Origin of the sequence: Thioalkalivibrio sp. XN8, from assembly GCF_011058255.1 — a bacterium.
Taxonomy (GTDB): Bacteria; Pseudomonadota; Gammaproteobacteria; order Steroidobacterales; family XN24; genus XN24.
In genome coordinates, this window is sequence record NZ_JAALFH010000040.1 from 1 (window position 1) to 10,928 (window position 10,928).

12 protein-coding genes are annotated in these 10,928 nt (G+C 72.3%); 7 read left to right on the forward strand and 5 right to left on the reverse strand.

Annotation, left to right across the window (positions count from 1 at the left end):
• The 3 genes from dnaG to rpsU form a co-directional block, all read right to left on the reverse strand.
• On the reverse strand, positions 1-1,302 hold a 1,302-nt coding region (dnaG, locus tag G6N75_RS04340; protein ID WP_165346950.1), incomplete at its 3' end, for a DNA primase.
• A 73-nt stretch (positions 1,303-1,375) separates the two neighbouring features.
• Complete coding sequence (locus G6N75_RS04345; protein WP_165346952.1) at positions 1,376-1,819, reverse strand: GatB/YqeY domain-containing protein; 444 nt, start codon at positions 1,817-1,819, stop codon at positions 1,376-1,378.
• 26 nt (positions 1,820-1,845) lie between these two features.
• The gene (gene rpsU / locus G6N75_RS04350) at positions 1,846-2,061 is read right to left on the reverse strand and encodes a 30S ribosomal protein S21 (RefSeq protein ID WP_165346954.1); all 216 of its coding nucleotides are present in this window, start codon (positions 2,059-2,061) and stop codon (positions 1,846-1,848) included.
• Positions 2,062-2,186: 125 nt separating this feature from the next.
• On the opposite strand from rpsU, the gene tsaD reads away from it, so the two are divergent.
• The 4 genes from tsaD to G6N75_RS04370 are packed head-to-tail and all read left to right on the forward strand — an operon-like array spanning position 2,187 to position 5,402.
• The gene (tsaD, locus tag G6N75_RS04355; protein WP_165346956.1) at positions 2,187-3,212 is read left to right on the forward strand and encodes a tRNA (adenosine(37)-N6)-threonylcarbamoyltransferase complex transferase subunit TsaD; all 1,026 of its coding nucleotides are present in this window, start codon (positions 2,187-2,189) and stop codon (positions 3,210-3,212) included.
• 9 nt (positions 3,213-3,221) lie between these two features.
• Complete coding sequence (gene folB, locus G6N75_RS04360; protein WP_165346958.1) at positions 3,222-3,587, forward strand: dihydroneopterin aldolase; 366 nt, start codon at positions 3,222-3,224, stop codon at positions 3,585-3,587.
• Positions 3,580-4,086, forward strand: a complete 507-nt coding sequence (gene folK / locus G6N75_RS04365; protein ID WP_165346960.1) for a 2-amino-4-hydroxy-6-hydroxymethyldihydropteridine diphosphokinase — start codon at positions 3,580-3,582, stop codon at positions 4,084-4,086. The genes folB and folK overlap by 8 nt, the downstream gene beginning before the upstream one ends.
• A complete protein-coding gene (locus G6N75_RS04370; protein ID WP_165346962.1) occupies positions 4,083-5,402 on the forward strand; it encodes a S41 family peptidase in 1,320 nt (439 codons plus the stop codon). Before folK ends, G6N75_RS04370 begins: the two co-directional genes overlap by 4 nt.
• A gap of 42 nt (positions 5,403-5,444) precedes the next feature.
• On the opposite strand, the gene G6N75_RS04375 is transcribed toward G6N75_RS04370, so the two are convergent.
• Positions 5,445-6,206: a pteridine reductase gene (locus G6N75_RS04375; protein WP_206202917.1), complete on the reverse strand. Its 762-nt coding sequence runs from the start codon at positions 6,204-6,206 to the stop codon at positions 5,445-5,447.
• Between the two features lie 62 nt (positions 6,207-6,268).
• Here G6N75_RS04375 and G6N75_RS04380 point away from each other — a divergent pair, with 62 nt between their 5' ends.
• Both G6N75_RS04380 and G6N75_RS04385 read left to right on the forward strand, forming a co-directional pair.
• Positions 6,269-7,414, forward strand: a complete 1,146-nt coding sequence (locus G6N75_RS04380; protein WP_346765489.1) for an SAM-dependent methyltransferase — start codon at positions 6,269-6,271, stop codon at positions 7,412-7,414.
• Positions 7,415-7,427: 13 nt separating this feature from the next.
• The gene (locus G6N75_RS04385; protein WP_165346964.1) at positions 7,428-8,225 is read left to right on the forward strand and encodes an undecaprenyl-diphosphate phosphatase; all 798 of its coding nucleotides are present in this window, start codon (positions 7,428-7,430) and stop codon (positions 8,223-8,225) included.
• A gap of 1 nt (position 8,226) precedes the next feature.
• On the opposite strand, the gene G6N75_RS04390 is transcribed toward G6N75_RS04385, so the two are convergent.
• Positions 8,227-9,450: a multifunctional CCA addition/repair protein gene (locus tag G6N75_RS04390; protein WP_165346966.1), complete on the reverse strand. Its 1,224-nt coding sequence runs from the start codon at positions 9,448-9,450 to the stop codon at positions 8,227-8,229.
• Between the two features lie 77 nt (positions 9,451-9,527).
• Between G6N75_RS04390 and G6N75_RS04395 the strand changes: the two genes are divergently transcribed.
• Positions 9,528-10,607, forward strand: a complete 1,080-nt coding sequence (locus G6N75_RS04395) for an aminopeptidase (RefSeq protein ID WP_165346968.1) — start codon at positions 9,528-9,530, stop codon at positions 10,605-10,607.
• The last annotated feature ends 321 nt before the right edge of the window (positions 10,608-10,928 follow it).

Sequence of the window (10,928 nt, forward strand, 5' to 3'; positions counted from 1 at the left end):
CGCCGGGGCGCGGGGCGCCTCGCCGGCGGCAGCCTCGACGAAGCGGCCGTAGCCGGCCTCGTCCATGCCCACCGCGCGGGCGATACGCCGGACCAGCAGGGCCCGGAAGACGCCCTCGGGGACCCTGGCCACCAGCGGCTTGGCCAGCTCGGCCAGCCGGGCGCGGCCGTCCATGCTGTCCATGTCCACGCGCGCCGCCAGCTCGTCGTGCAGGTACTCCGACAGCGGCCGGGCGTGGTCGAGCCGGGCCGCGAAGGCCTCCGCCCCCTCGGCCCGCACCAGCGAGTCCGGGTCCTCGCCCTCGGGCAGGAACAGGAAACGCACCTGGCGGCCCTCGCGCAGCGTCGGGAGCGCGTTCTCCAGCGCCCGCCACGCGGCCTGGCGCCCGGCCCGGTCGCCGTCGAAGCAGAACACCACTTCCTCGGTGACGCGAAACAGCCGCTCGAGGTGGTCCGGCGTGGTGGCCGTCCCCAGGGTGGCGACGGCCCAGGCGATCCCGGCCTCGCGCAGGCCGACCACGTCCATGTAGCCCTCGACCACCAGCAGCCGGTCGATCTGGCGCAGCGCCTGGCGCGCCTCGTACAGGCCGTAGAGTTCCCGGCCCTTGTGGAACAGCGGCGTCTCGGGGGAGTTGAGGTACTTGGGCTCGTCCTTGCCGAGCACCCGCCCGCCGAAGGCGATCACCCGGCCGCGGGCGTCGCGGATGGGGAACATCACCCGGCCGCGGAAGCGGTCGTAGTGGCCGCCGCCGTCGCGCTCGACCAGCAGGCCCGCGGTGGCGAGGCGCTGGACGGTCTCGTCGTCGCGGCCGAAGCGTTTCAGCACCGCGTCCCAGGCCTCCGGCGCCCAGCCGAGCCCGAAGGTGGCCGCCGTGGGGCCGCTGATGCCGCGCGCCTTGAGGTAATCGATCGCCGGCGGGTGGCGCTTGAGCTCGTCGCGGTAGAAGGCGGCGACTGCGTCCAGCAGGCCGTACAGGTCGGTGCGGCGCTCGCTGCCCTGGGATTCCTCGCGCGGCACCTCGAGGCCGGCCAGCGAGGCCAGCTCTTCCACCGCCTCGGGGAAGCTGAGGTGCTCGAAATCCATCAGGAAGCCGAGCGCGGTGCCGTGCGCGCCGCAGCCGAAGCAGTGATAGAACTGCTTGGTCGGGCTGACGGTGAACGACGGCGTCTTCTCGCCGTGGAAGGGGCAGCAGGCCTTGTACTCGCGGCCGGCCTTTTTCAGCGGCACGCGGGCGTTGATCACCTCCACGATGTCCGTGCGGCTCATCAGCTCGTCGATGAAGCTGGCCGGGATCAGGCCCATCGGCACTCCGGCCGCGAGCCGCGCGGCGGACGGGAAAGTGGGGGAGGCGGGTACTGCACCCGCTATAAATAGCTCAGCCGAGCCGGCTTTTCACCTGTGCGCTCAGCGCCGCCATGTCGGCACGGCCCTGGGCGCGGTGGCGCAGCTCGGCCATCACCTTGCCCATGTCCTTCATGGAGGCGGCGCCGGTCTCGGCGATCACCGCGTCCACCAGGGCGGCCAGCTCGGCTGCGCCGAGCGGCTCGGGCAGGTAGGCGGAGAGGACCTCGATCTCGAAGGATTCCTTGTCCGCCAGGTCCTGGCGGCCGCCGGCGGCATACTGCTCGACCGACTCGCGGCGCTGCTTGATCATTTTCTCCAGCACGCCGAGCACGCCCGCATCGTCGAGCTCGACCCGCTCGTCCACTTCGCGCTGCTGGATCGCCGCCAGCGCCATGCGGACCACGCCGAGGCGGGCCTTGTCGCCGGAGCGCATGGCCTGCTTCATGTCGTCGCGGAGCTGGGTCTTGACGGACACCGGGCGGGGTCCTGTGGGCGGGGGAATCAGTAGAGACGCTTGCGCCGGGACTGCTCCCGCTGCAGGCGCTTGGCGTGACGCTTCACCGCCGCGGCCTTCTTGCGCTTGCGTTCCTGGGTCGGCTTCTCGTAAAACTCACGGCGACGAAGCTCGGTCAGGACGCCGGCCTTCTCACAGGCCCGCTTGAAGCGCCGCAGGGCGGCGTCGAAATACTCATTCTCGCGTACGCGTACACCAGGCATTGAAAAGCTCACCATCCTAGAAGTTGGCTTGAAGTCAGCTTGATCCGGCCGCCTGGGCCGGGGTAAAGACCGGCCATTGTAGCGGCGTCGCTGGATGAAAGCCAGTAGGCAGGAGGACAACGATTTTGCGGGTACTCGGCATCGAGACCTCGTGCGATGAAACCGGCGTGGCGGTGGTCGACGACCGCGCCGGGCTGCTCGCGCACGCCCTCTACAGCCAGGTCCGGCTGCATGCCGAGTTCGGCGGCGTGGTGCCCGAGCTGGCGTCCCGCGACCACGTCCGCAAGCTGCTGCCGCTGGTGGACCAGGTGCTGGCGGAGGCCGGCACGACGCCGGCGGAGCTCGACGGCGTGGCCTACACCGGCGGCCCGGGACTGATCGGCGCGCTGCTGGTCGGGGCCTGCGCGGGGCGCAGCCTGGCCTGGGCCTGGGGCGTGCCGGCGATCGGCGTGCACCACATGGAAGCCCACCTGCTGGCGCCCATGCTGGAGTCGCCGGCGCCGGCGTTCCCCTTCATCGCGCTGCTGGTTTCCGGCGGCCACAGCATGCTGGTGGAGGTGCAGGGCCTGGGGCAGTACCGCGTGCTGGGCGAGACGCTCGACGACGCCGCCGGCGAGGCCTTCGACAAGACGGCCAAGGTGCTCGGTCTCGGTTATCCCGGCGGCCCGGCGCTCGCGCAGCTGGCGACGGCGGGCGGCCCGGGGCGGCTCAGCCTGCCGCGGCCGATGCTCAGGCGGCCGGGGCTGGACTTCAGCTTCAGCGGCCTGAAGACCGCCGTGATCATCGGAATCCGCGACCTCGAGCTGGACGAAAAAACCAGGGCGGACGTGGCCTGGGAGTTCCAGGAAGCCATGGTCGACGTGCTGGTGGGCAAGAGCCTGCGGGCGGTCGAGCAGACCGGCATCCGCCGCCTGGTGGTGGCGGGCGGGGTCGGCGCCAACCGGCGGCTGCGCGAGCGGCTGACGGGCGACGCCGCCGCGCTGGGGGTCGAGGTGTTCTACCCGCGGCTGGAGTTCTGCACCGACAATGGCGCCATGATCGCCTACGCGGGTATGCTGCGGCTCAAGGCCGGCGAGGCCGCGTCATCGTCCATCGAGGCACGCGCCCGGTGGGATCTTGAAACCCTGCGCCCGCCGGGCGCCAGCGTCTAGAGGACCTGGGTGGACACTATCTTCCTCAACGACCTGCGGGTCGAAACGGTCATCGGCATCTACGAGTGGGAACGGCGTATCCGCCAGACCGTCAGCATCAACCTCGAGATCGCGGCCGACATCCGGCGCGCCGCGGCCTCCGACAGCATCGAGGACACGCTGAACTACAAGGCCGTGGCCAAGCGCCTGATCGAGTTCGTCGAGGCCTCGAGCTTCCAGCTGGTGGAGACCCTGGCGGAACGCATCGCCGGGATCGTGGTCACAGAGTTCGACGTCAGCCGCGTCAAGGTGACCCTGAACAAGCCGGGGGCCATCCGGGGCGCGCGCGACGTCGGCGTGTGTATCGAGCGCACCACGGCGGATTTTCATGCCTGAGGTCTTCGTCGGCGCCGGCAGCAACATCGAGCCCCGCGCGCACCTGGGCGCCGGGCTGCGCGCGCTGGCGGAACGCTACGGGCTGCTGCGGCTTTCGCCGGTGTACCGGAACGAGGCCGTGGGTTTCCAGGGCGAGGACTTCCTCAACCTGGTGATCGCCTTCGAGACCGACGAGCCGGTGGGCGAGCTGGCGGCGGCGCTGGCGGCCATCGAGGCGGCCAACGGGCGGCGCCGGGGCGAGGCCAAGTTCGCCCCGCGCAGCCTCGACCTGGACCTGCTGCTGTACGGCGACGCGGTCGGGGTGATCGACGGGGTCGAGCTGCCGCGCGACGAGATCACGCGCTATGCCTTTGTGCTCAAGCCGCTCGCCGACCTGGCTGGGGACAGTCCCCACCCGGTGCTGGGGCAGACCTACGACGAGCTGTGGGAGAATTTCGACGCTGCGCGGCATCCGCTGGAGCGGGTGCCCGGCGATTTTGCTGCGGAGGTGGCCCTATGAACCGTGCCAAGCGACTTCATTCCATCCTGCTGGCGCTGGGCAGCGCCACCCTGGTCGCCGCCTGCGGCGGCTCGAGCTCGGGTGGGACGGTGACCCAGCCCGACGAGTGTTCCATTGCGAGCCAGAACGAGACCATCTACGACATCATGCAGCAGTGGTACCTCTGGTACGACGAGCTGCCGGTCGTGGACCCGGCTTCCTTCTCCTCGCAGCAGGCGCTGCTGGACGCGCTGATCGCGCCGGTCGCCGACCCGGTCGATCGCTTCAGCTATCTCACCACCCAGGCGGAGGAAGACGCGTTGTTCAGCGCCAGCCAGTTCATCGGCTTCGGCTTCCGCCAGCAGGTCGACGGCGATTCGGTGACGATCCTCGACGTCTTCGAGGGCGGGCCCGCGGCCGCCGGGGGGCTGGATCGCGGCAGCAGCATCCTGGCGATCGACGGCGTGCCGATCGCCGATATCCTCGCCATCGAAGGCGGGCTCACCGACGCGCTGGGGCCGCGCGAGATCGGCTTCGAAGTCGAGCTGACGTTTCGCAACCAGGCCGGCGCCGAGATCACCTCTACCTTAGTCAAGGACACGGTGACCATTCCGCCGGTGACCGCCACGCAGGTGTTCGACCTGGACGGGGTCACCACCGGTTACCTGGTGTTCCGCAACTTCGTTGATCCCGGCATCGCCGCCCTGAACACGGCTTTCACCGAGTTCAGCAGCGCCGGGGTAACGCAGCTGATCGTAGACCTGCGCTACAACGGTGGCGGCCTGCTGCGGGTGGCGGAGTATTTCGCCAACCTTCTCGCCAGCCGCGACAACCCCGGACTGCCCTTCTACAGCCTCTGGTACAACGACCAGAACAGCGGTCGCAACGAGACCTTCCTGTTGGCGGCGAATCCGTTGTCGATCGCGCTCTCTCTCGACAAGGTCGTGTTCATCACGACGCCGGCAACGGCTTCGGCCTCGGAGCTGCTGATCAACGGCCTGCCGCCCTACGTCGAGACCGTCACGGTGGGCAGCACGACCTTCGGCAAGCCGGTCGGCCAGTCGGGCTTCCGCTTCTGCGAGCAGGTGCTGCGACCGGTGACGTTCGAGTTCGTCAACGCGCTTGGCGAAGGCGACTTTTTCGACGGCATCGGGCCTGATTGCGTCGCGGGCGACGACCCCACCCTGCCGTTTGGCGCGGCAGGGGAGAGTTCCTTCGACACGGCGGTGCAATGGCTGTCTACCGGGGCGTGCCCGCAGGTGGCGGCCGAGGCCTTCCAGCAGCTGGAACGCGAACCCGCCCGGAAACCGCGCTGGCGCCTGAACGACGCGTACTAGTGGGGACTGTCCCCAGGACCGGTCCTGGGGACAGTCCCCAGGCTAGAAGCCCAGGTGGCGGCCGCCGTCGACGGCGATCACCTGCCCGTTGACGTAGCTGCCGGCCCCCGCCAGGAACAGCACGCAGGCCGCGATGTCCGCCGGCGCGCCAGTGCGCTTGAGCGGGATGCCGGCGAGCGTCGCCGCCTGCTCGGCCTCGCTGGCCCCGGCCTCCGGCCAGAGGATGGCGCCGGGCGCGATGCCGTTCACCCGCACCTCCGGTCCCAGCTCATGGGCCAGCGCGTAGGTCAGCATCTCGAGTCCGGCCTTGGCGGCGCAATACACGGGATAGCCGGGCATCGGCCGGCGGGCATGCACGTCCACCAGGTTGACGATCAGGCCGTGGCGCCGGCGCAGCAACGGCGCGGCCGCCTGTGACAGGAACAGCGGCGCCTTCAGGTTGCTGCCCACCAGCTCGTCCCAGTGCTGCTCCGTGATGCTGCCCACCGGCGTCGGATAGAAGCTCGAGGCGTTGTTCACCAGCAGGTCGAGCCCGCCGAAAGCTGCGGCGACCTGGTCCACCAGCCCGGGCAGCGCCGCGGTGTCGAGCAGGTCGGCCGGCAGCGCGAGCGCCGAGCCCGGGCGGCGCGCATCGAGCCGGCCCACCAGCGCCACGGCCTCGTCCCGCGAGCCGCGGTAGTGCACGGCCACCTTGGCGCCGGCCTCGTGCAGCGCCTCGGCCACGGCCGCGCCGATGCGCCGCGCGCCGCCGGTCACCAGCGCCACGCGGCCCGCCAGGCTGTGGTTGTCCGTGTCGTTGCTCATGTAGCATTCCTCGCTCATCGGCCGCCCCCGGGGCGGCGTCATTGTGGCGAACTTTGCACCCAGTGTCCTCCAGCCCCGCCGACTGGCCCGCGCCGCCGCCCGCGGCGCAGGCCCGCAGCGCCGCACTCCTGGCGCAGCTGCGGGAGGAAGCAGTTCGCGCCGGCGGCGCGATCAGCTTCAGGCGCTTCATGGAGGCGGCGCTGTATGCCCCCGGCCTCGGCTACTACAGCGGCGGGGCAGCCAAGCTGGGGCCCGCCGGAGACTTCGTCACCGCACCCGAGCTCTCGCCGCTGTTCGGCCGCTGCCTTGCCCGCCAGGCGCTGGCCGCCCTCGAGGCCCTCGGCGGCGGCGCCGTGCTGGAGCTGGGCGGCGGCAGCGGCGCCCTGGCCGAGGCCGCCCTGGCGGAGGCGGGCGCAGGCCTGCGCTGGCTCATGCTCGAGCCCAGCCCCGAACTGCGCCAGCGCCAGCAGCAGCGGCTCGGGAACCGGGTCGAGTGGCTCGACAGCCTGCCGGCCGGCTTCCGCGGCGTCGTCCTGGCCAACGAGGTGGCCGACGCCCTGCCGGTGGAGCGCTTCACTATCGCCGACAGCGAGCTGCGGCAGCTCGGCGTGCGCTTCGACACGGCGGGCGCGCCGGGCTGGGCGCTGCTGGACCCGCCGCCCGAACTGGCGGCCGCGGTGCAGGCGCTGGAACGGGAACGCGGCGCGCCCTTCCCCGAGGGCTACACCAGCGAGCACAGTCCGCTGCTGGGGCCCTGGGTGCGCAGCCTGGCCGAGAGCCTCGCCGCCGGGCTGGTGCTGGTGATCGACTACGGCCTGCCGCGGCGCGAGCTCTACGCGCCCGAGCGCAGCATGGGCACGTTCATGTGCCATTACCGCCACCGCGCCCACGACGATCCCTTCCGGTGGCCGGGCCTGCAGGACCTCACCGCCTGGGTGGACTTCACCACCGTCGCCGCGGCCGGCGTCGCAGCCGGCCTCACGCTCGAGGGCTTCACCACCCAGGCGGCCTTCCTCGCCGGCAACGGGCTGGAGGAGATGCTGGCGGCCGCGCCGGGCGGGACAGCGGGTATCATGCAGGCCCAGCAGGCCCGGCAGTTGCTGCTGCCCGGGGAGATGGGCGAGCGCTTTCGCGTCCTGGGCCTGAGTCGCGGGCTGGGCCCGGCACTCGCCGGCTTCGGCCTGCTGGACCTGGCCAACCGCCTGTAGGAGCGAAACACGCATGGACCTGGTGCAGGCGCTGGTGCTGGCGGTGGTGCAGGGGCTGACCGAGTTCCTGCCGATCTCGAGTTCCGGGCACCTGGTGCTGGTGCCGGTGTTCTTCGACTGGCCCGACCAGGGCCTGCCCTTCGACGTCGCCGTGCACCTCGGCACGCTGGCCGCGGTGGTGTTCTACTTCCGCCACGAGCTCCGGCCCATGGCCCGCGACGCCATCGGCACCCTGCGCGGACGCGCGCGCACGCCGGACTCGGACCTCGCCTGGTGGGTCGTGCTCGCGACCATCCCGGCGGTGGTGTGCGGCGCGCTGTTCGCCGGCCAGGTCGGCACCCTGGCGCGCTCCCCGCTGGTGATCGCCGTGACCACCGGCGTGTTCGGCGTGCTGCTGTGGGTCGCCGACGCCCGCGGCGCCCGCACCCGCGACGAGTACCACATCGGCTGGCGCGAGGCGCTCATCGTCGGGCTGGCCCAGGCCGTCGCGCTGATCCCCGGCACCTCGCGCTCCGGCATCACCATCACCGCGGCGCTGTTCCTCGGCCTCAACCGGCAGGCGGCGGCGCGCTTCTCCTTCCTGCTGTCGATCCCGGTGATCCTGGCCGCCACCTGCTACGAGCTGCTGAAACTGGCGCAGGACCCGCAGCCGGCCGACTGGCCGGCGCTGGCGGTGGGCGCGGTGAGCGCCGCGGTGGTGGCTTACCTGACGATCCGCGCTTTCATCGCCCTGCTCGGGCGCATGGGCATGGCGCCCTTCGCCGTCTACCGGCTGCTGCTGGCGGGCGTGCTGCTCTGGATCTATCTCTGAGCTAGTCGCGCGGGCAGGCGGCGGCGATCGCGGCGATGCGCTCGGCCCGCAACCGCTCGCCGAGCGCCTCGCCCGACAGCCCCTCGGCCACCAGCGCCCGCGGCTCGACGGCGGCCGCCGCCGCCAGCGCCCGCAGCAGCAGCTCCGCCTGCGGGTAGGGCGCATCCGCCAGGCCGTCGCGCCCTTTCATGTCCGCCTCGCAGGCGCCGAGGAACTGCCGGAAGCGTTCCGGCCGGCGCAGCGCGTCGGCTGCCTCGAGCAGCTTCAGCACGGTCGCGGGGCGCAGCTCGGCGGCCCGGTGGCACAGGCCGTGATAGCGGGCGACGACCTCGGCCAGCTCCCGGAACGCCGTCGGCACTTTCAGCCGCTCGCACAGCCGGCGCAGCAGCGTGACGCTGCGCTCCTCGTGGCCATGGTGCGCCGGCCACAGTGCCCGCGGCGTGGTGCCCTTGCCCAGGTCGTGGGTGAGTACGGCGAAACGCGCCTCGGGCTCCAGGCCGAGGCGCGCAGAGGCGCGCAGGCACAGCAGCAGGTGCCGGCCCGTGTCGATCTCCGGGTGCCAGCGCGCCGGCTGGGGCACGCCGAACAGCGCCTCCAGCTCCGGAAAAATCACCGCCAGCGCGCCGCAGTCGCGCAGCACGCGGACGAACTCGTCCGGGCAGTCCGTCTCCAGCGCGCGGCGCGTTTCCTGCCAGACGCGCTCCGGCACCAGCGCGTCGGCCTCGCCGGCGGCCACCATGTCCCGCATCAGCGCCACCGTTTCCTCGGCCACCGTGAAGCCCAGCGGCGCGAAGCGGGCCGCCAGCCGTGCCGTGCGCAGGATCCGCACCGGGTCCTCGGCGAAGGCGGGCGACACGTGGCGCAGCAGCCGGGCCTCCAGGTCGGCGCGGCCGCCCCAGGGATCCACCAGCGTGCCGTCGGCCGCGCGCGCCATCGCGTTGATGGTCAGGTCGCGGCGCTGCAAATCTTCCGCCAGCGTGACTTCCGGCGCGGCATTCACCACGAAGCCGCGGTAGCCGGGCGCCGTCTTGCGCTCCGTGCGGGCCAGGGCGTATTCCTCGCCGGTCTCGGGATGCAGGAACACCGGGAAGTCGCGGCCCACGGCGCGGAAGCCCGCGCGCTCCATCGCCGCGGGCGTGGCGCCGACCACCACCCAGTCGCGGTCGCCGACCGGGAGGCCCAGCAACTCGTCGCGCACCGCGCCGCCGACCAGGTAGGTATCCATGGCGGCATTGTATACGCGCCGCCGCGTCCCGCCGGCCGGGCCTGCCGGCCGCGCGGGTCCCTGCTATCGTTTGGGCCATGAGTCCCGTCGCCCGGACCCGGCCGCTGCATGCGGCCCTGCTGCTCCTGCTGCTGCCGCCGCTGGCCGGCTGCAGCACGGCCGGCTACTACGCCCAGGCCGTGAGCGGTCATCTCGAGCTGATGGCGGCGCGGGAGCCGCTGCCGGCAGTGATCGCCGACCCGGCCACGCCGCCGGCGGTGCGGGAGCGGCTGGAGCTGGCACAGGCCGCGCGCGAGTTTGCCGTGACCGAGCTCGGCCTGCCCGACAACGGCAGCTACACCAGCTACGTGCAGCTCGATCGCCCGGCCGTGGTCTACAACGTCTACGCCGCGCCGGAGTTCTCGCTCGAGCCGAAGCGCTGGTGTTTCCCCGTGGCCGGCTGCGTCGTCTATCGCGGCTACTTCGCCCGCGCGGACGCCGAACGCACCGCCGCACGCCTCGCAGCGGAGGGGTGGGACACCTGGGTCGGCGGCGCGTCCGCCTACTCGACGCTCGGCCGCTTCGAAGACCCCGTCCTCTCCACCATGCTGTATCGCGACGACGCCCGGCTCGCCGGCCTGCTGTTCCACGAACTGGCCCACCAGCAGCTCTACGTCGAGGACGACTCCGCCTTCAACGAGGCCTTCGCCACGGCCGTCGAGGAAGAGGGCGTGCGCCGCTGGCTGCTGGCCCGCGGCGGGGAGGAGGCGCTGGCCGCCTGGCAGGCGTCCAGCCGGCGCGCCGAGGCCTTCCAGTTCCTGCTGGCCCGCACCCGCGGCGAGTTGCAGGCCCTGTACGCCTCCGGCGCTGCCGAACCCGAACTGCGCGCCGGCAAGGCGGCCGCCTTCGCCCGGCTGCGCCGCGAATATGCCGCCCTCAAGGCATCGTGGGACGGCTGGGACCGCTACGATCGCTGGTTCGACGCGCCGCTCAACAACGCCCGGCTCATTCCCTCGGCCACCTACCGCGGGCTGGTGCCCGCCTTTAGCCTGCTGCTCACCGAGCTGGACGGCGACCTCCAGGCCTTCTACGCCGAGGCCGCCAGGATCGGCGGGCTGCCGCCAGCGGAGCGCGATGCCGAGATGCGGCGGCTGCTCGCCACGGCCGGTCAGACCTGAGCGCGGGGCCGGCCCCTGGGGGACCTGACCGCGGGGCCGGCCCCTGAGGGACCTGACCGCGGGGCCGGCCCCTGAGGGACCTGACCGCGGGGCCGGCCCCTGTAGGGTCCCCTTCGCTTGGAAATCTGATGCCGCTCAGGGGACCCTACAGGACCCGACCCCGCTGCACTGTTTCAGGGGGACGGCGCGGACAGCGCAGCGCGACCCCGCGGCAGTCCCCGGCACATGCCGGCTCGGCTCGGTGGCCGACCGCGGCTGCTCGGGCCGCGTTGCGCCCCGACCGAGCCGGGACCGGGCGAGCCTGGGCCGCTGCCGCCGTGG